The sequence below is a fragment of the uncultured Streptococcus sp. genome, from assembly GCF_963521255.1.
In the GTDB taxonomy this organism is placed as follows: domain Bacteria; phylum Bacillota; class Bacilli; order Lactobacillales; family Streptococcaceae; genus Streptococcus.
Genome location: NZ_CAUQTU010000011.1, coordinates 12125 through 35671 on the forward strand (window position 1 = coordinate 12125; position 23547 = coordinate 35671).

Consider the following 23547-nt stretch of genomic DNA (forward strand, 5'->3'; position numbering starts at 1 on the left):
TAGAATTTCTCATTATACATTATGATATAGCTGTGAATAAATCACCATCAGCTGGTGATAAGAAAGGATAACCCAATGACAAGACAAGCGCAACAATCACGTGACCTAGTATTGAAAGAAATTATGAAGTCACAAAATATGACAAGAACGAGAGCACATTTAATTTTGAAAGAGCTAGAGGAATTTGGTTTGTTTCAGTTTTCTGATACTGGTCAGTTTTTGTTGAAAGTAGGTGTTTAGTATGAAGCGAATTTCTGCAAGTCAGATTCAATCAAGTGAAAGATTTTATAGAATACCAAAAATATTTGTTGAATCGCCACTTTATAAACCGATGAGTACAGATGCTAAATTTACATACGCTATCTTGAAAGACCGTTTTGAACTATCTCTTAGAAATAACTGGATTGATAAAAATGGAGATGTCTATCTGATTTATACAATTACTGAACTTCAAGAAATTTTAGGCTATGGTAATAAAAAAGTTATTAAACTAAAAAAAGAGCTCCAGGAATATGGTCTCTTAGAAGAGGTTCGACAAGGTTTGAATAAGCCTAATCTACTGTACTTGGGCAATATTGACTATCAAGTTCTCCCTGCTGAAGAAATTCACTCCAAGCCATCGGCAACGGCGGAAATGTCAAAACGACACTTCCAAAAAAATCAAGGAAATGTTAGAACGACATGTCAAAAAATGTCGAAACGACACGCTAATGATACTGAGAATAACGAGACTGAATTATCTAACGATACTAATCGATACGAGAACGAATCTCCTTTATCTGATTTATCAATTTCTGAGGCATTTAAAATGGGGCAACATGGTTTTCTTTCTTCTCAACTAGTTCAGAAACTCAGTTTGTTTGGGAAAGATGCGAAAATTCTTGAAAATAAAATCTATCAGGCAAAACGCCAAGTTGAAAAGAATTACAACAACCTCTTAGCTGATCAGGAAATTTATGGAGAGGTTTGGCTACAGGATCTTGAACGTGAGATTGATAAATTGATTTTCAAAATCAAAACAGGAGAGGCTGAAGGAAAACCAATCCAGAATGTACCAGCCTACTTCTACAAAATGATGATTCGTTTTTGGAAGATGGCTTTGCTCATTGAAAAAGAACATGGTTTCCTTGAGGTATCAGGACAAAGTGAGTATGCTAGAAAATTCCCTGAAGAGTGTCCTAGTGTGGTTGCCCATTATTATCCAGATAAACTGTCGGAGACGAAACTCAATAGCTATTTATCAGAATTATCTAAGGGAGTTGAAACATGTTAAAAGATGAATTTAGACCAATTGATGGTAAAGTGCTAACGATAGGTCGTAGCCCAAAGGAGAAAATCTACACGATTCCTAAAGCTGTATTTGATTTACCGAAAAAATAAAGAGCTAAGAAACTCAGCCAAATTCTCTCATCATGGCAACAGAAAGAGGATTGATTTTATGGGATTGTTTAATAACCAAGAGAGAATTAACGGAGGGTAAGCTATGAAAGCTACATCTTCCCAACCGGTTCTATATTTCTAAAATACTTGACCTGAGCAAGTCAGTAAACTGCTGATGTACATTGACAACTGAATACCCCCACTGTCCTGATTAGCGGAACTAAGCATAAAAAGAAGAACAAGGGCGGTGTGTAGGCTAGAAAAGGATATCTAGTGCTGTTCCACCACGTAAAAGCAGGCAAAGCCTAAGCTGAAGGAGTTTGCGGTTTCTAGACTTAAAACCGTGTGTAAAAAATACAGCAGGTATGTACGTCATACCTCGGCATGGCTGTAAATCAGCCTTGATTCAGTAAGGAGGAGACAAGATGAATCAATCAAAATTAGTTACAGAGGTCACTTTAGCTGACCTTAGACGCTTAGGAAATCAAGGGAATGCAACCGCAAGACTTGATAATGGCGATGAAATCAAATTAACCAGCAGATATGGTTTGGTACCTAAAAAAGGATATCTAGCAGGTAAACTAGAAACAGTTTGGATGATTGTAGAATATTCAAAAATTTATAAAGAGATTCGCACCATCAAACGAGGTGATGTTTTAGTGGCTAGACGCATTAAACAAGGGAATACCAATCGTTTACTGCTGACTGGTAAAGGATATCATCGTCCAACGAAGCATTAAACAGATAGAGCCTCATCTATCTGTTTCATCAAGGAGAGGAGATTCGATATGTTTTAAACGTCCTATCTTTGATTAAGCGGATAGATGAATGAAAATCAAGAAAAAATTGAGAAAAACCTCTAAAAATGGTAAAATAAAAGTATAAAATAAATATTTTAAGAACGTTTTTAAACAAAAAGGAGATAAGATTATGAAATTGAGAACAGCTATCTTGGCAACAACTGCCAGCGTAACGTTGCTTGGGCTAGGAAATAGTCAACCTGTGTATGCGAATAGCACAACGAGTAGTCAAGTAGAAAGTTTAAAAAGTGAATTGATTAAAGCTAAGAGAGAATATGAACAAGCTAAAAGTGTCTATGACAATGCTTTATCATCTTCACCTAGCAATACGATTACACTGAGCGATAAGTATATAAAGGCTTTGAAGACGGTTTTTTCTGATTTTAATATTAGCCAGACTGAACGTGATATAGCGAAATCTATCTTGCAGTCAGAAAGTTTGACATTAAAGAATCAAAATAGTTTCCATAAAGATGTTGCTGATGAGGGAGAACGTCTGGATGTCAACAATCTACCGCTAACTGTTCGTCAGGAGTTGTCATTTTTTGCCCAAGATTTAATTAACCAAGTTCGTTCTCAGGTTGGAACACCTAGAGTAAGTGTTTCTAGTTCGGCAATTGATTTTGCGGATAAGGTGGCAAAAGCATATGTTCAAGACAACTGGGGATGGGATGAAATGAGTATTTCTGGTAGGTTAGGACACGATGCAAAAGGGATTAATCGGATAGCTAGAGAATATGGTTTACCAACGACTAGTTCTGAAGATGAAAAAAGAGGACTTCAAAATTATGAAAATTTAGCTGCTCAAATTCCATCACTTAAATCTGCTACCAAATCTCAGCTAAAGGAAGCTATTTATACTGGTATGGTTGAATTTATGTTAAACGATACTGAATGGGGGCATGCTCAAGCAATTGCAGGATTGAACTGGGGGAATCCTGCAAGTAAAGATTATTTTGGATTATCATTTTCTAGTCTTTCCTCAGTAAGTTCTACTCATTTCATCACTATTTCTCAGGAAAATATTAATCGAGCAACAAAATCTAATTTTAGTACAGCTTCAGTAACGGATCCAAGATCCTCAAATCGTTATCAGGCTGTAAAAAAATTAGAAATTGATTACAAAAATAAAGAGAAAATTTATCAAGATTTAAAAAGTAAGCTGGAGAACCAGACGGGTAAAAATACTGTAGAAGAAAATAATTCTAAGAAAGCAGAACCTATTAAACCGATTGAAAACATATCTGATTGGCGTGACCAATGGAAACAAGAGGGAAGTTATTGGTATTATTTTGATCATGCAGGGAAAGCTCTTGTTAATAGTTGGAAGGGAAACTATTATCTCAAATCAAATGGTGTGATGGCACGTAATGAATGGGTTTATGATACAAACTATAAAGCTTGGTATTATCTCAAGTCAGATGGAAGTTACGCACAAAATAGTTGGCAAGGAAGCTACTACCTTAAGTCAGATGGGAAAATGGCACAAAGTGAGTGGGTATACGATTCCATCTATAAAGCTTGGTACTATCTCAAGTCAGATGGAAGTTATGCACAAAATAGCTGGCAAGGAAGCTACTACCTTAAGTCAGATGGAAAAATGGCACAAAGTGAGTGGGTATATGATTCCGATTATAAAGCTTGGTACTATCTCAAATCAGATGGAAGTTATCTGAGAGATCAATGGTTCAAAGACGGAAGTGCTTGGTATTATTTGAAAGTAGATGGTAAGATGGCACAAAATGAGACGATTGGTGGTTATCGTTTAGATTATTCTGGTAAGTGGATTTCTTAAAATTCATTACAATATTGTATAGAAAAGTCAGTGAAAGCTGGCTTTTTTCTATTGGAAAGGAAAGAGATGATTTTATATTATAAAAGGCCTCGAGCGCCAACATTTGAGGTTTTATATAGATTAATAGTTTAGATAAGGAGATAGAATGCACAAAGTAAGAGAAACAAAAACATATGGATCTATTCGGAAATCAAAAATTTATGGAACTTGTGGAGTGATATTAGGTTTAGCAGCTTTAAGTATGATAAGCCCAGTTATGGCAGATGAACGAACTGAAAATCCAGCTACAAATGCGCCTTATGCCCAGACGAGTCCAAGCAGTATTTCTACTGAAAATCAAGGAAAGAGTGAAGAAAAAACAGGAACGTTAGAAGTTTCTATTTCTCATTCCAGTTTAGATGAAACTATTCGAAAGGCACAGGAAGCTGGATTGAAGGTGGAATTTGATTCTGTAGTAGATAAAGGAACTGCAAGTACAGCCTCTGAGTTGGAAAAAAAGCAAAAGGAAGTCGAAAGTGATTATCGCACACAAGCAGATAGTATTGAGAAAGCTACTGAAAAATATCGTGAAGATCAAAGACAAAATCAAACGAACCGAAAGATAATCCAAGATGAAAATACTGCGAAGAAGGAACAATATCAAAAGGATTTAGCTTCTTATCAGGCTGAAGTGAATCGAATTAATCAGAAGAATGCTGCTATTCGTGCAGAGAATGAAAAAAATCAACGAGAGAATCAGGCAGAAACAGATCGTATTAATCAAGAGAATGCAGAAATCCGAAAACGAAATGAAGCCAAGAGAGTAGCTTATGAAAGCTCTTTGACAGACTATACAAAGAAGCTAGCGACTATTAAAGCTGAGCGAGATGCAATTCAAACAAGCAAGCCTTTATTTGGATCTGAAACAGGTTTCAAAGTTTATGGAGGATATAATTCATCTGGTCGTGGTAGCTTGGACTATTATAATGATTTTACAGTAGTAGCAGATGATAATCTACCCGTAGAGAGTATGCGTGGTTCTTTAGGTTATCATGAAGATACCTATGTAACAGGGGGGACAGGAACCCAAGTTGCTAAGTATTGGGCTGATACGAGGTTTGATGTGATTCAAAATCCTACTGTGGGAGATGTATTTTATATTCACAATATTGGAACGTTGACAGATGGTAGAAAGCTCATGGCAAAAGTCACGGTTTCGGATTTAGGAGACTACCAAGGGGAAGTACGAAACCGTGTTCCTGTAACAGACGCTGATATCTATCTTAGAAGAGGAGATGGTAGTAGTCTATATTTTAATTATAACAATCATACTCGTCTGGAAATGATTTTTGATTTTTATATTGAAGGTACTACAACACCAGTCTCTCTTTTAATTGGAACAGTTATAACAGATGTAGATTGGGGACAAGGCTCAAATCTAAGTTATGGGTCGTCTGGTCGTGGAATGGTTATTAATCCAAATGGTTCAGATTTGAATTTTGATGGTCGCGTCATGAAGGGAGTAGAGGATGCAGTTGATGCTTCTTCAGATATTCCAAGAGGATCTTTTGCTTCCGTAGGATACGGTTCTAGTTTGACCTATTTACATACTTCTTCACCAGGATCAACAGCAGGAAGAACTCCATCAGAATGGGATAATGTAAATGCGAGTGGAGATAGTCAGAGTGTTGTTTTCACTATTCTGGGAGAAGGAACAGAGTTGAAAAAGATACGCCCATTATTCCCTCCTAATCAACCAACCTACGAGAAGGAAACTGCTCCACCAAGTTCTCCAACAGGAAAACCTGAAGATATACTCCCACCCAAACCTGAGGAGCCAAAGGAAAAAGAGATCCCCTCTTTAGTGTCTCCTCCAACAGTAAGGGTTAGATATGCACGTTTACAGGCAATGCCTGGTCTAGAAAAGTTTGTAAAAAATTCTTCTGGTGAATCTATTGATAAAAGCTATGTGCCTAAGCTTTCAACGGTACAGTGGGAATTAACAACTAAGCCTCTTCCAGCTAATCGTGAAGCTATTACAGATTTTGAAATTGTGGATGCCTTGCCTTCAGGTTTTGTGTTAGATGTTGAAGCTTCCAAAAAAGTTAGCTCAGATTTTGAATTAACTTATGACGAATCGAGCCATATTGTTCGGGTGAAAGGCTTAGAAAGTTTGAAATCTAAGCTTAATCAAGATTTAAGTAAGGAAGTACAAGTACCAGCTCCAATTTTAGTTGGTAAAGTAACGAATGATGGTGCAACCTATAAGAATAACTTCCAATTAAAAATTAATAATAAGTACGAAAGTTATTCAAATATTGTTCAGGTTTCAACACCTGGTAAACCGAATGATCCTGACAATCCGAATAATAATTTAATTCAACCTCTTAAACATAATTACAATAAGGATAAAGTTATCATTGATGGTAAACCAGTTCTAGCTGGTTCGACAAATTACTACCATATTACCTTGGATTATGATCAATATAAGGGGATGAAGGCAGATTCATCTACTATTTTAAAAGGATTCGGAGCAATTGATGATTACCCAGAAGAGGCTGTTACGATTAATCAATCGGATATTCGTTATATTGACAGCGAAGGACAAGAAGTTGCTGGTATCTCAGTGTATCAGTATGATTCTATAGATGCCGTTGATAATGATAAGGTAAAAGCTTTTCTTGCTAGTTCTGAAATTAAGCCCAAAGGTGCTTTCCAAGTATTTTTAGTGGATGATCCAGAATCCTATTTTAACCAGTATATTAAATCAGGAAAATCGGTTACAATTATTGATCCAATGGTAACCAAGGAAGAACTACGAAATACAGGGAAATCATTTGAAAATACAGCTTATCAAGTTGATTTTGGTAACGGTTATCAAACAGATACAGTTGTGAATAATGTTCCTACTGCGAAACCTACTAAGAAGAATCTGAATAAAGCAGGCGTGAACATCGATGGAAAACAGGTCTTGGCAGGATCTGTCAACTACTACAAGGTAACGGCAGATTATAGCCAATACAAGGGTATTGAAGCAGATAAAGATCGTATTGGTAAAGGATTCTATATCGTTGATGATTACCCAGAAGAAGCTGTTACGATCAATCAAGATGGTGTTCAAGTAACGGATTCTAAAGGGCAAGTAGTTAAAGGTTTGAAAATGGCTCTTTATGAGAGTCTGGATAAGGCACCAACAGGTGTCCAAGAAGCCCTGAAGTCTAGTAATTTCACTCCGAAAGGAGCGATTCAAGTATTCGAGGCAGATAATCCAGAAGAGTTCTACAAGACCTACGTGCAAGCTGGAGAAGTTCTGACCATTACCAACCCAATGACTGTTAAGAAGGAATTGGGTCAAACAGGTGGTAAGTATGAGAATACAGCCTATCAGCTTGATTTTGGTTCAGCTTATATTACAGATACAGTTGTAAATAACGTTCCTACTGCGAAACCTACCAAGAAGAATCTGAATAAAGCAGGCGTGAACATCGATGGAAAACAGGTCTTGGCAGGATCTGTCAACTACTACAAGGTAACGGCAGATTATAGCCAATACAAGGGTATTGAAGCAGATAAAGATCGTATTGGTAAAGGATTCTATATCGTTGATGATTACCCAGAAGAAGCTGTTACGATCAATCAAGATGGTGTTCAAGTAACGGATTCTAAAGGGCAAGTAGTTAAAGGTTTGAAAATGGCTCTTTATGAGAGTCTGGATAAGGCACCAACAGGTGTCCAAGAAGCCCTGAAGTCTAGTAATTTCACTCCTAAAGGAGCGATTCAAGTATTCGAGGCAGAGAATCCAGAGGAGTTCTACAAGACCTACGTGCAAGCTGGAGAAGTTCTGACTATTACCAACCCAATGACTGTTAAGAAGGAATTGGGTCAAACAGGTGGTAAGTACGAGAATACAGCTTATCAAATTGATTTTGGTATGGCTTATGTAACTGAAACTGTAGTCAATAATGTTCCGAAGATTGAACCAAAGAAAGATGTAGTGATTGACCATTTAAGTAAAGAAAGTTTAGATGGAAAAGAGCTTAAGTTGAATCAAACATTTAATTATAAATTAGTTGGTTCCCTGATACCAAAGGATCGCTCGGAGCAGTTGTTTGAGTACAAGTTTAGCGATGATTATGATGAAACACATGATGAGTATCAAGGTGTTTATCAAGTGTTTGCGACTGTAGATTTTGAAACAAGTGACGGCCAAAAATTTAAAGCTGGTGATGAATTAACTAAGTATACTAGTCAGGTAGTAGACAAAGACAAAGGAAAAGTAGATATTAGCTTTGATAATGCTTTCTTGAAGTCAATTTTAGAAACTTCAGTATTTCAAGCAGAAGCTTACCTACAAATGACACGTATTCAAGCAGGAACAGTAGAAAATACATATCGTCATACGGTTAATGGTGTGGAAGTTGTATCTAATACGGTTATGACTCATACTCCAGAAGAAGTCAAACCAGAACAACCAAAGAAAGAAGAACCGAAACATGAGGAACCAAAAGAAGAAGTTTCAAAAGTGGAATTGCCTAATACTGGTATGAGTCGTTCTAATAATTTAGCTATTCTTGGAATGGCTATGGGAACGATTGCTTTAGCTTTATCTATACGAAAGAAAAAAGAATAGGTTAAAAAATTATGAGAAAATGGAAACAGCGTTGTAGCGTAATCTTAGGACTGGCAGTTCTAGGATTTGCGAATTTAGTTGAAGTTGTTACACCGTTTGTGGAAACTACAAGTGTTTATGCACAGGAGAATAGTAACGTAAATGGTAATACCCTAACTTTTACGGCTAAGTCTAGAGAAGAAATCAATCGAACTACAGAGAAGAAGATAAAACCTATGGACTTATTGGTGGTGTTAGATTTTTCAACATCGAATGAATTTAATTTAACTAAAATACTTTCAGATTTGAAGTCATTGGTCTCAACAATGTCTGATGACGATCAAATTTGGTTGTTTAGTTATGATTCGAATTTTGCAGATTCTTATAAAGCTAAAAGGTCTGAAATTGCATCTGGAAAGCCGATGAATAAGAAAAATCTTATTAAGTTATTATTAGAAAATGAGCAAGCTAATACTAGTGTGTTAAGAATAAGGAATGAGTTTAAAGATTTATTCAAAAAAGGAGACTGGAATGTAACAGAGGATAGTATCGGGAAAGGTTTTTCAGAAATATACGATAATTATAGTGGAAAAAAGAACTCTTATGTTTCAATAATTCAGTTTACTGATGGATGGGAATCCAACGAAGAAATCGATGTTCAATATGCGAACTGGGCAAAAAATCATGCTAAAACATTTTATACCGTCACCTATGGTACCAATGAAGATAGTAAATCTGTTGAAGCTATGAAGGCGGCAGGTCATAGTAATATTTTTATATCTAATGCATCTACGAATAAATCAGAAAGACAAAAAGCAATTAATGCTCAGTTTGCTAAAACAGCTGTTGAGGAAATCAAAGAAGAGAAAGTTTCTGTGAAACAAAAAGGAACAGTCTCTATTAGTCCTGAAGCAGACTTGACATTAACTTCAGCAGAACTAGTTTCTCCTAATGGTCAAAAAACTCCTCTAACTATCACAGATAATACCGTTTCTTGGTCAGGTGATTTGGATGATGGTTCTTATACTGTTCATTATACCTTTACTGGCACACCGTCTGTAGAACGTAGTATTCGCAGTTCTGTAACAGTAGATGGTAAAAAAGTAGATGAAAAAATCAATACTCTTAGACCTGAAAAAATTGCTTTTGAAACCAAATATGAAGAGGATCCATCGCTGGCTGCTGGTCAAGAGAAAGAAAAGCAAGCTGGTAGTGAAGGTTCACAATTGGTTTCTTTAAAAGATGGTAAGGTTATTTCAACTACTGTTACAAAACCTAAAGTTGATCGCATTGTTCTTAGAGGAACTAAAGGATCAGACGTTGAGGTGAAAACAGAAGACATCCCTTTTAACACAACTTATACAGAGGATCCTGAGTTAGAAATTGGACAGACTAAAGTTGTAACTGAAGGTGCTGTAGGTCAAAAAGAAATAACAAAGACTTATGTTACTCAATCAGGTAAACGTGTAGGGGAACCAGTTACCACAGAAAAAATCCTTAAAAAAGCCGTGGATAAAGTAATTGCAAAAGGTACAAAGGGGCAAGATGTAGATGTTGCAGAGTCTGGTATAGCTTTTAAGACTGTTTATACAGAGGATCCTGAATTAGAGTTTGGACAAGAAAAAATTGTAACTGAAGGTGTTCCAGGAGTTAAAAGAACTACTAAAACCTATGTAACTCAAAAAGGAGTTCGAACGAAAGATGAACCATCTATAAAAGAGGAAGTCCTCAAAGAAGCTGTTGATAAAGTAGTAGCTAGAGGAAGCAAATCAGCTGTTGCAACTAAGGAACTAGATTATAAAACAAAATATGTTGAGGATAAAGAGTCAGAAGCAGGTAAAAAGACAGTTGTTACAAAAGGTAGCAAAGGTCATGAAACAAGCACTGTTACTCATAGCTTTAATGCTGAAACAGGAGAAGTGACTGCAAATGAACCAAAGGTTGAAAAAACTGAATCTGTAGACGAAGTCATTTCTGTGGGGACAAAGCCTGTTGTCACAACTAAAGGGTTGGATTATAAAACAACATATGTTGAGGATAAGGAATCAGAAGCAGGTAAAAAGACAGTTGTTACAAAAGGTAGCAAAGGTCATGAAACAAGCACTGTTACTCATAGCTTTAATGCTGAAACAGGAGAAGTGACTGCAAATGAACCAAAGGTTGAAAAAACTGAATCTGTAGACGAAGTTATTTCAGTAGGGACTAAGCCCAAAGTTGAAATTAGGGAAACAGAATTTAAAACTGAAAAACGAGAAAATAAAGATTTAAAGAAAGGTGAAGAAAAAATTATTCAAGCTGGTGTTAAAGGTAGAGAAACAATTACGACAACTTATTATCTTAATCCAGATACTGGAGAGGTAAAAGAAAACAAACCGAGTCTTGAAAAAGTAGATCCTATCAATGAAATTATTGAAGTAGGCACCCAAGCTGAAAAAATATTACCTAATACGGGAACTAGTTTATCCAATTTCTTGACTTTGACAGGAATCATTGGAATAGCACTAGGAATCTCTGTAATAATCTATAGAAAATTAAATAAAAAGTAGTAAAACATAATGTAAAAACAATATAAAAATATTGTTAAGGTTGTCGATTTATGCTATAATTGCGATAGATTGTAGAGGAGTAGAGTTATGAAATTAGGGAGTGATTTTTCTTGGTTATGGATAGCTATTATTAGAATTTTTACAGCTCCCTTTTATATCGTTCTTTGGTGTATTAATGTTGTGAAATCCACTATTGGTATGTTTATTCTGTGGGTTATAGCTAAAATATGTATAACAATCGTATTGATTGGCGGAATGGCAATTATTCACCATCTATTCAATTTTCCAAGCGAAAACATAATTGATAATATTTTTGGATGGTATACACCGCATATTTTAGGAATGTCCCATGATTCACTTATTAATGCTGGTCAAGTGGTTGATGCACCAAAAGGAGGAGGGTTATTTTTCCCATATCCGAATTTTGAAGTTCCAGTTATTATTGGTCTCAGTATTCTAGTAGCTACTGTTCGGACGATTTATCGTGAAGAATTTGATGAATTATAAAAATAGTATTGTGTTTGGCACTGTAGAAATCTCTGCAGTGCCTTTTATTAAAGAAAAAAGAAATTAAAAGAGGTAAAATAAAATGGAAATTATTACAAAAATTATTACTGGTCTCGGCGTAGTTGGAACAATCACAGGTCTTATCTGGATTTGGAATGGTGCGGTTGATTATATTCAAGGAAGAAAGAATAAAGATAAGCAAAGACAAGATGATGGTTCTGATTCTATGATTAATGGTGCATTCTTGGCCGTTGCTTCTGCAGGGATTGCGGCCGCAGTCGTTGCATCACTGTCTCAGCTAAAATTTTAGGAGTAGCCTATGAATTTAGATATTAGAGAGCTAACTAGTTCTCTTTCCAGTTACAGCTCTGCGACAAACCAAGCTGTAAATATGATGGCTGATGCAGTCAGACCTATTGGGTATATCCTTTTAGGTCTTTTTTTCTGGTTTGAAATGGCATCGTGGTCACAAATGGTCAAGTCGAGAGGGGGAGCGTTAACACAGAAGATTTGGCTAGAAGCCTTAATGAAATATTTATTTGCCTTAATCATGATCTCTGCCTCATCTCAAATTTGTGATGCCATTCTGGAATTACTTAATATTATTGTAAAGGTAATTGCCCATGTGGCACCAACAGTCACAACGACCATTGATTCTAATATTTCTGGTGGGAAAGGAATGATTGAAAAAGCTATCATTACTTTAGTAGGGAAAGCTATAGGTGGAGTGGCTAACGTAATTTTAGGGATTATTGTTTTCCTACGTTACTTAGATTTGTATATGCTTAAGGCTTTAGCTCCATTGTTAGTAGCCTTCTTTATGATGGATTCGTTGCGATCTGTTACGATTAACTTCTTGAAATACTTTGCAGCCTCTGCCCTTATTGGTGTCATCCTAATTATTGTTTCTGTTGTATACGATTCGATTGTTGCAGCAGATCTTCTAAAGGTTACGACTGGTTCCAGTGATTCTTGGGGGACGGCCTTTGCTTCAATTGCTAAGGGGGTTATCTATATCTTTGTAATGGTTGGATCTAGTCGAAAAGCCAAGCAACTTTTAGGAGTGTAATATATGTGTAGACAAATTAGAATTAATTGATGTTACCTATGTTTAGAGAATCGTGTGGATGTTTTCTATAGAAAGAGGTGACTATCGATGGAAACGTTAAAAGAGATAGGAAATAAACAATTTAATGATTTACAAAAGCAACATGGGACAAGAGAGTTGAAGGATAAAATAATTTCTCTTGAACAAGAAATAACACGTCTTTCTTGGTTTGCCTATGAACATGAATTATTATCGGAGCCTTTATTGGAGTGGATATTGGATGGTAAAGTTAAGGTATCTGAGATTCCTCGTGCTGTTCGGATGAGTAGTTACGGTGATGAACTATATGTTTATGCTTGGCGCTACGCAGAAGCTAAGCAAGATGCTTTTTATGGCATGAGAATTCTTACCCTTCTTCAGGAAGATATAAAGCACTGTGTTATAGCCGATAGTATCAGTCAAACAGAGTATGTTTACCGTTTGGAACAGTGGATTAAATATATGGCTCGTGGTAAAATGGTTTTCAAAGGAGATGAAAACTTTGAATGCTATTTTCAGGAACAAAAAGCGGCTAACAGAAGCCTATTCGACACTGAGGGGTTATGAGAATGAAATCAAATTGTTAAAGAAACAGTTAAGCATTCTTAATAGAGATTTGCCAAGAATTGAAGAATCGAATTATAGTGAAAGAATGATTCTTTTTAGTAAGACTATTCAGAATAGACGTATTATTATCACGGTGCGCTATAACCTAAATTATAAAAAACAGGTTGAGATGCTTTATTTTAGCTTGGATGATGGTCAAGGAAAGACTAAATACGCTCATCAGTTACAACTTCAAGCCCTCTATGGTCATCATGATGGATTATTTAAACAATTGGTAATAAGGGATTTTCTTATAAGGGATCCTAATAGAGGATATGGCAGTCTATTATTAAGGGAATCTCTTCTTCATATTAGTCAATTATTTGGAGTAAATACTAAAATTGTTGGAAAGTTGTCTTTTGTAGACGAAGTAGACAAGGTAAATCATCAACGTCGAGATTATTTGTACCAAAAATTTGGTTTTTCTATCATAGATGGAAGAATTTCGCTTGATGAGATTCCTGTAGCTATGCTTGTAAAGGAACGTGATAAATAAATGACATAACACTAACAGTTCTAAACGGACTGTTTTTTTGATGGGAAGGAAACTAATTGAAAAAAATTGGATCAGAATTTTTAAGAGAATTTGAAAATGAGGACAAGCCAATTCTATTTGGTCTAACTACTAGAATGCTTGTTCTATACGTGTGTTTGATAATAGCTGTCTCAGGGACAATTGCTATATACTTCTTTGGTCTACCTGATTGGTACATCTATCTTTGGGATGCTCTATTTGTCGTTCCTGGAGGAATGTACGGTACGGGAATGACTAAGAGAATGCGGATTAAAGAAAAAATCAATTTCTTTTTCCGAATCCAACAACGAACCTATGAGACAGAATTTGGAAAGGTAGGAATGTATACGAAAGATGAGTTTATTCAAAAGCAAAAGAGAAAAACTAGAAAAAGCAGAAAAGAAAAAAATTGATCGTTTGCGTCGCCAGATGAAACCTACGACGCAAAACACGATCAATTACACACATCTACATGAAGATGGATTGATGCACATTGCTCGTGAGAAGTATTCTCGTAGCTTTATGTTGGGAGATGCTTCTTACTCGACAGCTCAACAAGATGAAAAAGAGAGTATCATCGATACAACGATGGATGCTCTTAATTCACTGGATGAGGGTAGTAACTACCAGCTCTTAGTCATTAACCGTCGAGTATCGGATAACTCCTTGCAGAATATCTTGTTTGAAGAAACAAACGATGGCTACGATGACTATCGTGAGGAGCTAAATGAGATGATCAAGGAGCGATTTACGACACATGCTAACAACTTCGAGGTACAGAAGTATGTGACTATTTCAACGAATGCGGATGACCGAAAACAGGCTCAGTTGATCCTGCAAGATATTGGAGTTTCCCTGGGAACGCAATTTCAGGAATCTGATATTACTTTCAGGGATATGAATGGTTTGGATCGTCTAAAAGTCTTTTCTGAGTTACTACGAGGTAACCCGTATGTCAATTTTGATTACAAAGAAATTGCTTTGACAGGTTTATCTACTAAATCATTTATTGCGCCAAACAGGATTGAATTTCAAGAAAAACGCATGATTATAGATGATAGTTGGGTCAAGGTACTTTATGCCCACCGCTATCCAAACTGGATGTCTGATCGGCTTATTCGGGATTTAACAACACTAGGATTTGAATTAGCTATTACTATCCATGCAGAACCTTATGAGAATGTTGAAATCTTAGAGAAGATTGACGATGCAGAAACAGATGCTGAAATTGGGAAACTTCGTTCTAAACGTAAGGCCGCTCAATCTGGTATCTTTGATGATGCGGTTGTGGCTGGTCGTGACCAAGAAATCTCAGAAGCTACCAAGAAGTGGCGAGACGAGATTACTGAGTATGATCAGAAAATCTTCTCTGGTTTGATTGCAGTGTATTTTAAGGCAGAGAGCCAAGAGGAATTACAACGTAATGAACAAAAGATTAAGCGTGCTGGCCGTAAATTAGGGGTAGAGTTTGATGATCTTTATTATTATCAAGAAGAGGCTTTGAATACGATTCTACCTATCGGTGAGTGCTTCTTGAATGTGAAGAAGAATTTTATGAGAAAGATGACGACAGCTAATATTGCTACGCAAGTTCCTTTTACCAACGTGGACTTGAAGTCTGGAAGTTCACTTGCTCGCTACTATGGTCAAAATCAGTTATCAAACAATATCATTACACTAGATCGAAAACGTGATTTGAACACGGGTTCAGGGGTTGTGTTAGGTTCTTCAGGATCTGGTAAATCTACAACAATAAAGGGTGGAGAAGTTATTCCAACTTTACTGAAATATCCAGAAGACCGAGTTATCATCGTGGATCCCGAAGATGAATATTCTGATATTGGCCGTGCTTTCGGTGCTCAGATGGTGGATATTTCGATTGGTTCTAAAACACATATCAATCTTTTGGATCTACCAGATCTGGATCGTTTGGACGATGAGGATGACGATCCGATTGGAGATAAGGCAAACTTGTTGATGGGATTGTTTGAATCGATTCTGTCAGAGGTGACAGATGCACAGATTGGGATTATTGACCGCGTAACAGGAATGACTTATGAACGCTATTTGACGGAGAATTATACCCCAACATTAAAAGAGTGGCACCAGGTCTTGAAAGAACAACCTGAACCCGAAGCACAAGACTTAGCTTTAGCAGTAGAGACCTATACAACTGGTTCTCAAGACATTTTTGCTCACAATACCAACGTGGATCTCAATCATCGCTTTGTTATCTTTAACCTGAAGAAGTTGTCTCATAAGTTGAAGCCGTTTGCTTTAATGGTTATTCAGGATTATATCTGGAATCAAATTGTAGAGAATCAAGGAAAATGTACCACTTGGGTATACTTTGATGAGATGCAGATTCTATTTAAAAATAAGGCTCAAGCAGACTTCTTTACTACGTTATATTCACGTATTCGGAAATATGGTGCGATTCCAACAGGAATTACACAGAACGTAGAAACACTAGCTGCTGTTGAAGAAGGTCGGAAGTTGCTCTCAAATAGTGAGTTTATGATTTTACTCAAACAAAAACCCCAGGATTTGGCTATCCTAAAAGAGATTGTCAATCTAACTGATAAACAGATTCGCTACTTAGCCAAACCAAAAGCTAAAGGTACAGGATTAATTGTAGCAGGGCCAGTTGTGGTACCTTTTGAAAATCCAATACCAAAGAATACTAAGTTGTATAACTTAGTCGCAACAGACGCTTAGGAGTCTCACTATGGATCAGGAGAAAGGCAGACCAAAAACAATCGGTCATAGGTTAGATCGAAAGCTAGAAAAAGTTCGTAAGAATTACCGAACGGTTCAACAAGATAGTGCAAAACAACTTACGAAGTTACAATCTCAGACTCACTCTAAACGTCAGTTGGTAAAGAAGAGTCGAAGCCAATTTCGAGCTTCTAAGAACAAGGTCAAGAAAATACAAAAAGAGTATAAGAGAATCCAAAAAGAGTACAAGAATATCCAGAAACAAGGAAGAAATCTTGGAAAAGAAGGAAAGGCACTTCGTCCAGAGGAAATTAAAAAGCAGGTCTTCCTTAAGCAGGAATTAGATAGAAACAATAAAAAACAGACATTCCTTAAGCAAGAATTAGATAAGGCGAAACTGGAGAAAAAAACTTCTAAAAGAACTTTTAAAGTCGCTCAAGAGGCTAATGGTGGTTCACGCAAGAAGAAGTTTCTTCGTGCGGCAAAACAATCTGTAGAACGAGTTGCTAATCAACAGGCTAGCTCTGTTGCGCATCAGGATGATACACTGTCAGATATAGCACGAGCTAAATATCGGTATCAGGATATTCAGATTCAAGGGAAACGGATCAAAACGATTGGGAAGTATAGCGGTAAACTTGGCCAAGAAATGGTTAAATCGAGCTATAGCCTTGGAAATAGAGTTTACAATAAGGCTAAGGGTAGGGGCTTCACTCGAACTCCAAGAGAATTTTCTTGGGAAGGAAAACTCTCTCGTCGTATTCAGGCCTATAAGAAACGCTTAGCTACTTCTAAAACAGGGAAAGTTGCTAAGAAAGCGAGGAAGTTCTACCGTGTAGGTTCTAAACCGCTTCAAGCTATTATCAAAAATCCATTTAGCTTAAAGGCTTATCTGATTGCTTTTGGTCTGCTTTTGTTTCTGGCTATACTTGGTATAGGTAGTTCAGGAATTACCCGTCAAGATGAATTTGATATGAATGATACCTGGTTGTATCTTTCAAAATTGGATCGTGAAAAATCGAATGACAAGGTAGATTATTGGACAAAAATTGACGATCCGCTTTTATACTTGAATTATAAGTATGATGATATTTCAGATAAGCTTCGTATAGACGGGAATAAATATTTTTCACAACAGAATCGTGGAAAACTTTACTTAGATACCTTATGGAAGAATTTGAATGGGGATAAAGACAATCTTAAAACGATGGAAGAGCTTTATACCAAAAATAATCTCTATAAGCTTGATAAGGACGAGTTAGAGGAGTATAAAGAGCTCTTAGAAATTGCTAGAGATAGTGGAAAATATATGTTGCTTCAAGAACTAGATAATCCATTTTATACAGAAGAACAACCTGAATCGCAAGCACCTCTTCAGATTATTGAGCGTTTTGGATATAAATCGAAGACGGAAGTTTTTAATGGCTCTGTTTTGCAGGCTTCAGGAGGTCAGTCTCTGTTAGCTGTTTTAGATGGGAAAGTTGAAGTTAAGGGGAGTGACATAGAAATTAGTGATCAGGATTCCAAGTTTCTGTATAAGAACGTAGATACGATTCGCTATAAAACAGGTGATCATGTTAAATCTGGAGATATTATTGGAAAGGTAGCACCTGAAGGAAATCAAACCGTTTATTATCAAAAGCTAGAACCTGATCGATCAAACAAGAAAGATAAAGATGGGAATATTAAGAAGAGCTGGACTTATGTTAATGTCGGTTTTTACTTCCACCGTGTAGAATATACCCAAGCAACGTCTGTTGTCAGTAATATTGAAACATCTGGAGATAAAGGAAGACGTGCAAGAGCTTTTGCGGATGCAATCAAAAAAAATATACCAGAAGCAACAGATGAAGGAATCGCAGTCGTTTTGGGAGGATTTGATATTGAGAGTTCCATCACCTTTAAACGCTATGAAACAGACTTTCTAACCAATAATCAGTTTGATAAAGTCGCTAAAGAGCCAACCGCAGAAAATCTAGTTGGCAACTGGGGAGCCTTTCAAGCTATGTACCCTACCTTACCTTTAAATGAAAGAGGTTATCTAGTCAATGGTTTGCACTATATCGGAATTGGGATTGGTCAATTTACTGGCCCTCGTGCTCTTGCATTGTGGAATTTTGCAAAATCTGTGAATGGAGATATTTGGTCTGCAGAAGTCCAAACAAAATTTCTTCTGGAGGAAGATGATCCAACTAGACGTGCAGCATTCAGAAGAATTGTAACATCTACTGGATCCGTAGAAGCTCTTACGGAGGACTTCTTGAACGCTTGGTTGGGAGTACCAGGTAATAAGCTTCTAGAACGACAAAATGCAGCTCGTCAATGGCTAAATTTCTTAAAAAATAAAGGAGGAGGTTCAACAGGTGTTTCTAGCAAGCAAGTTCCAGCAGAATATAAAGATAAGCTACCTTATGGACTACCTACCGATCAAGCACTTTTAGAAGGACAAGGCTATTCAGGTAACGCTTATGAACTAGGGAATTGTACCTGGTATGTCTACAATCGCTTTGCTCAAATTGGAGTTGGCATTTATCCCTATCTAGGAAATGCCAATCAGTGGGTCGATAGTGGCCAAGCACAAGGATATGACATCTCAACGACTCCTAAACCAGGTTCTGCAGCTGTATTCATGAATGGTGTAGCTGGGGCATCGCCAATCTATGGTCACGTTGCTTTCTGTGAGTACGTTAATAGCGATGGTAGTTTCTTAGTTTCAGAAATGAACTTTGGTGGTTTATATGTATCAAGTTGGCGTACCTTGAAACCACAATCAGGCATCTATTTTGTTACCCCTAAATAAGAAAGGAAAAGAATGTATAATCAAAAGTTAATCAAAATGGTAAAGGGACTCTTTATGGGATTCATTGCCGTTTTATGTATTGTTCTGGGCTATTCTATTGCTCAAGTACAACAGAATTTGAGGCAGACTAGTCAAAGACAGGAAGAGGTGAAGCAAGATAAAGAAGAGAAACAGCAGGAACAACTTTCTCTTTCTGAACAGCAGGTCGAGGACTTTTTAATTGCTTACTATACCAAAAAGGATTTAGAAGAGAATCGACCACGCTATAAGCCTTTTATGACGGATTCCATGTATCAGGAAACTATTCAAGAAGAACAGAAACCAGTTAATCAGACCTATAAGGGGTATGTGGTTGACCAAGCTTTTGAATCGGGATCTATATACATTGATAAACAACATAAAATTGCTTTAGCTCAGGTTCAATATACTAGTACCACCTTAACAGAGAAAGATAATAGAGCTTCTAAGGGACTTACTGGTAGCACTAAGGCGACAATTCGGTTGACCTATGTAGAAAAAGCAGGGAAACTATTGATCAATAAAATAGAGCCCATCGTATTGACTGAAGCGAGAGGACAAAGTATAGGAACTTATTCAGATACTAGCAGTTCAAGCTCGACTACAGTTTCCTCTATATCAACGGCAACACCGACATCTTCTGAACCAACAACCGCAACTAGTAGTAACCAATAAGGAGAATTGAATGAATAAAAAAATAGAACAACTTGAAGGTAAGCTTGAGAAAGTGAGGAAAGATAAGAAAAAAGCGCAACGACAAAAAGAAGAAGCAGATCAAAAAATCAAGAATTACATAAATCAAGAAAAAGATTTTGAAGCACAGCTTTTTGTTGCTCTATCAGAAGAAAGTGGCTTATCCTATCAGGAAATGAAGGAACTAATCCTTCCAGCACAATCAAGTAACCAAGGAGTGAACCATGTATAAAATTATCAATCAACTGACTAATCAAGAGGAAACATTTGAGTACCGAGATGACTTGTTATCAAGGCTAGAAATCATCAATGAACGAATGAAGAGTAATAAAATAAATGGAATCTATCGACTTTATTCTCTCAATTCTGAAGGTGAAATCTTACAAGAAGAAAGTCTTGAAATACCTTTTGTTGGCATCATTGATCAGTTGTTGGAAAATTTTGGTATGAGTGCTGGAAAGAAAAAGAAAGGTTTGCTTCATTTTTTAGAAAAACATAAAGAAAAGAACTCTTCACTAGGCACACCAGAACCTCAACCCCAACCAGAACCAGCTCCTGAACTAGAAGATCTAACGGTAAAGAAAGAGGCGAATTTAGCTCGTCAAAGAATTGCTGAGCTAGTTTCTCAGAAGCCTCAAGATGAGGCTAGAGAGGAAGTACCTTTGGAAGATAAAATTACCTATTCTTCTAGAGAATGGACTACAGAAGACTTCAGTAGATTGGATGAAAAAGAGGAAAAACTAGTAGAAGCTTCTCAAGATATGCCTACACAAGAAGTAGTTTCTATTGTTGAAAAATCAATGCAGGAAGAAAAAAGACCTATTTCTGTTAAAGAAGATAAGGGTAATGTTGAGCCTTCCTTCTCCCTTTCTCATGTGACTTCAGTAAATTTACCTTCAGAGGTTATTGATAGCTTTGAGGCTCAGACGGTTACTTATAAGCAATCTATTAAACATAAAATTCAGTCTAACGAAGAGTTTATTAAGGAAGCAAACGAGGAAATTAATGAGTGCCAAAACAAAATTAATGAGTTGAGACAACAGATTCTTGCCAAAGAGAAACAAGCTAGTCAACTGAAGGATCTTTATTATAAAATTGAAGAGGTGAGCTAAAATGGAACAAGAACAAGTGGTAGCCCAATTAGGACGGGCAACTCTTGTGACAGGAGAAATCATCTTAAAAGGACTCTTCATGGTGATCTCTAAGGCAGTTGAAATGTATCAGGCCAGAGGGGAAAATGTCCTCTTTACTGGTGAGACAGACTGGAATAAATTCATGGCAACGGCAGATACGAAAGAAGTCCAGCAATTACTACATAATGAAGTCAATCTCGAGGCAGTTCGAAAAGAACTTGGCCAATACGGGATTGGCTTTTCTTTTTATACACACCCTGATGGTAAGACAACTCTTGCTTTCAATGCAAAAGATAAAGGAGTTGTCGAACAGGCCTTTAAGGATGTCCTAGAAGGCATCACAAGAGATCCTAGAGGATTCAATGAGCGAAATCTTAAAAATGGGAAAACGACTTCTTTTGAGGAGAAATTGCAACATTTCAAAGCAGTGGAACAAGAGAAAATTTCTTCCCTCCAAGTAAACATTCATACGAAGGAGTTTGTTCTTCCAGAAAATATCGAACCACAGATTGGAGGAAAAATGAAGTGATTACAGAAAAGAAGAAACGGAGACTTAGACCGTATTTGTTGTTAGGAATTGGTCTATTCTACCTCTTTCATTGGTTCTTTAAACTATGGCTGTTGGCACCAGATACTGATTCAGTAACGGATGTATTTGGATTTGGAAAGCTTAACTGGATGAGCGATCATCTGAACGATAAGTCTTGGTTCGATTTTCAATTTACTCCAGCTTCTTTATTAATTGGTATGGGCGGATTTTTGATTACTTTTCTACTGTATTTGAGAGTATCGGATACAGGTACGTACAGGTATGGGGAGGAACATGGATCGGCTCGTTTTGCGACAAGAGAAGAATTGATGCGATTCCGAGACGAAGAACCTGAAAAGAATATGATCTTTACTCAGAATAGCCAGATGGGACTATTTAATAACCGATTGAGCTTTGAAAATCAGATTAATAAAAATATTTTAGTGTATGGTGGTACAGGGGATTCAAAGACACGTAGTGCTGTTAAACCGAATATTTTACAAGCAAACTCAAGCTTTGTGACTACAGATACCAAAGGAATTCTCATTCATGAAACAGGGAAATCACTTGTAGAAAAGGGTTATAAGATGAAGATTTTTGATCTGATTACTTTCTTGAATTCAGATGGTTTCAATGTTTTTAGGTATATTCATAATGAAATGGATATAGACCGAGTGGCAGAAGCTATTACAGAGTCTCTCAACAAAAATGGTCATGAGGGTGATCCTTTTTGGCCAGCAGCTAATAAACTCCTGATGCGTTCTCTAATTGGCTATCTTTATTTTGATGGTCAGCTCGATCACTATCTACCTAATTTAGGGCAGGTTACAGATATGATTCGAGAGTTGAGAAGAAATCATCCAGAAGCGGAGAGTCCTGTTGAATTGATGTTTGAAGATCTGGAGAGAAGAAGCCCAGGGAATTATGCTAGTAGACAGTGGGAACTATTTAATAAAAACTTTGATGGTCAAACACGAGCTTCTGTTTATGCCATCTTTGCGACAACCTTCTCAGTATTTGATCATGAGCAACTAAGAAAGATTATTGAAAAGGATACACTCGAGATTGAAAAATGGAATATTGAGAAAACAGCAGTTTTTATTCATATTCCAGAAGTGGATCCAGCTTATCAGTTCTTATCTGCCCTTCTTTTTAGTACCATTTTTGATGTGCTAATAAAAACTGCAGATGCAGTTATTTTAGGCGAGCATCAAACAAAGACCAAGGAAGACTTATTGCATCTACAGGTGTGGGCGGATGAGTTTGGTCAGATTGGGAAGATTCCTAATTTACCACCAATTATCTCAGTTATTCGTTCACGAGAGATTTCTATCAAGATGATGGTGCAATCTCAAAGTCAGATTGAAGTATTGTACGGTAAAGAAAATACAAAAACGATTATCAATAACTGTGGTGCTATTCTTTATTTAGGTTCCAATGACTTAGATACGCTTAAGTACCTATCTGAGCGATCAGGGAAGCAAACTTTGAATGATCAGAATTATAGTGAGAGCAGAGGAAGAAATGCCAGTAGCTCTAAGCAGAACTCTAAAATTGGTCGAGAACTGTTGACACCGCATGAGGTGGCCACGATTGGAACAACAGAAGCCCTACTCTTCCTATCCAAACAAGATGTCTTTCGAGATCAAAAATTTAACCTGGATACGCATCCAAGAGCCAATCTCCTAAGCAATGGCCCAAACGATGATAATTGGTATCGATACAAGCGCTATCTGAGTGATATTGATGAGTGGAAAGACCAGGTTGGGGAAGAAAATGTTATTCATATTGGGATTAAGGAAGTTGAGGAAGTTCCTCTTAAAGTCAGTTAGG

General features: G+C 36.8%; 19 protein-coding genes. All 19 read left to right on the plus strand.

The window, feature by feature from the left end:
* The first annotated feature begins 75 nt into the window (after positions 1 to 75).
* The gene (locus tag RWP09_RS07965) at positions 76 to 240 is read left to right on the plus strand and encodes a hypothetical protein (protein ID WP_172931785.1); all 165 of its coding nucleotides are present in this window, start codon (positions 76 to 78) and stop codon (positions 238 to 240) included.
* 1 nt (position 241) lies between these two features.
* Positions 242 to 1273, plus strand: coding sequence for a replication initiator protein A (locus RWP09_RS07970; RefSeq protein WP_314436241.1), 1032 nt, complete (start codon positions 242 to 244; stop codon positions 1271 to 1273).
* A gap of 532 nt (positions 1274 to 1805) precedes the next feature.
* On the plus strand, positions 1806 to 2120 hold the full coding sequence (locus tag RWP09_RS07975; protein ID WP_016397551.1) for a hypothetical protein: 315 nt from the start codon (positions 1806 to 1808) through the stop codon (positions 2118 to 2120).
* Between the two features lie 190 nt (positions 2121 to 2310).
* Entirely contained in the window at positions 2311 to 3975 is a 1665-nt protein-coding gene (locus tag RWP09_RS09885) for an SEC10/PgrA surface exclusion domain-containing protein (RefSeq protein WP_399553575.1), read from the plus strand.
* A gap of 145 nt (positions 3976 to 4120) precedes the next feature.
* A complete protein-coding gene (locus RWP09_RS07990) occupies positions 4121 to 8584 on the plus strand; it encodes an SspB-related isopeptide-forming adhesin (RefSeq protein WP_314436248.1) in 4464 nt (1487 codons plus the stop codon).
* An 11-nt stretch (positions 8585 to 8595) separates the two neighbouring features.
* Entirely contained in the window at positions 8596 to 11109 is a 2514-nt protein-coding gene (locus tag RWP09_RS07995) for a G5 domain-containing protein (protein ID WP_314436251.1), read from the plus strand.
* Between the two features lie 87 nt (positions 11110 to 11196).
* Positions 11197 to 11616, plus strand: coding sequence for a hypothetical protein (locus tag RWP09_RS08000; protein WP_314436254.1), 420 nt, complete (start codon positions 11197 to 11199; stop codon positions 11614 to 11616).
* Positions 11617 to 11698: 82 nt separating this feature from the next.
* Entirely contained in the window at positions 11699 to 11926 is a 228-nt protein-coding gene (locus RWP09_RS08005; RefSeq protein WP_000402890.1) for a hypothetical protein, read from the plus strand.
* A gap of 9 nt (positions 11927 to 11935) precedes the next feature.
* The gene (locus RWP09_RS08010; RefSeq protein ID WP_314436261.1) at positions 11936 to 12685 is read left to right on the plus strand and encodes a conjugal transfer protein TrbL; all 750 of its coding nucleotides are present in this window, start codon (positions 11936 to 11938) and stop codon (positions 12683 to 12685) included.
* A gap of 87 nt (positions 12686 to 12772) precedes the next feature.
* Entirely contained in the window at positions 12773 to 13270 is a 498-nt protein-coding gene (locus RWP09_RS08015) for a hypothetical protein (protein ID WP_314436264.1), read from the plus strand.
* A 13-nt stretch (positions 13271 to 13283) separates the two neighbouring features.
* Positions 13284 to 13805, plus strand: a complete 522-nt coding sequence (locus RWP09_RS08020) for a hypothetical protein (RefSeq protein ID WP_314436267.1) — start codon at positions 13284 to 13286, stop codon at positions 13803 to 13805.
* A gap of 56 nt (positions 13806 to 13861) precedes the next feature.
* Complete coding sequence (locus tag RWP09_RS08025; RefSeq protein ID WP_050292208.1) at positions 13862 to 14236, plus strand: anion permease; 375 nt, start codon at positions 13862 to 13864, stop codon at positions 14234 to 14236.
* The gene (locus tag RWP09_RS08030) at positions 14178 to 16541 is read left to right on the plus strand and encodes a VirB4-like conjugal transfer ATPase, CD1110 family (protein WP_314436272.1); all 2364 of its coding nucleotides are present in this window, start codon (positions 14178 to 14180) and stop codon (positions 16539 to 16541) included. The genes RWP09_RS08025 and RWP09_RS08030 overlap by 59 nt, the downstream gene beginning before the upstream one ends.
* 10 nt (positions 16542 to 16551) lie before the next feature.
* Positions 16552 to 19341, plus strand: coding sequence for a phage tail tip lysozyme (locus RWP09_RS08035; protein ID WP_314436274.1), 2790 nt, complete (start codon positions 16552 to 16554; stop codon positions 19339 to 19341).
* A gap of 12 nt (positions 19342 to 19353) precedes the next feature.
* A complete protein-coding gene (locus RWP09_RS08040) occupies positions 19354 to 20034 on the plus strand; it encodes a hypothetical protein (protein ID WP_314436277.1) in 681 nt (226 codons plus the stop codon).
* 10 nt (positions 20035 to 20044) lie between these two features.
* On the plus strand, positions 20045 to 20284 hold the full coding sequence (locus RWP09_RS08045) for a hypothetical protein (RefSeq protein WP_314436279.1): 240 nt from the start codon (positions 20045 to 20047) through the stop codon (positions 20282 to 20284).
* Positions 20277 to 21164: a hypothetical protein gene (locus tag RWP09_RS08050; protein ID WP_314436282.1), complete on the plus strand. Its 888-nt coding sequence runs from the start codon at positions 20277 to 20279 to the stop codon at positions 21162 to 21164. The genes RWP09_RS08045 and RWP09_RS08050 overlap by 8 nt, the downstream gene beginning before the upstream one ends.
* Before the next feature lies 1 nt (position 21165).
* A complete protein-coding gene (locus RWP09_RS08055; protein ID WP_314436285.1) occupies positions 21166 to 21714 on the plus strand; it encodes a DUF3801 domain-containing protein in 549 nt (182 codons plus the stop codon).
* Positions 21711 to 23546 carry a VirD4-like conjugal transfer protein, CD1115 family gene (locus RWP09_RS08060; RefSeq protein WP_314436288.1) on the plus strand — a complete coding sequence of 612 codons (1836 nt, stop codon included), beginning with the start codon at positions 21711 to 21713 and terminating at the stop codon, positions 23544 to 23546. The genes RWP09_RS08055 and RWP09_RS08060 overlap by 4 nt, the downstream gene beginning before the upstream one ends.
* Position 23547: the final 1 nt, after the last annotated feature.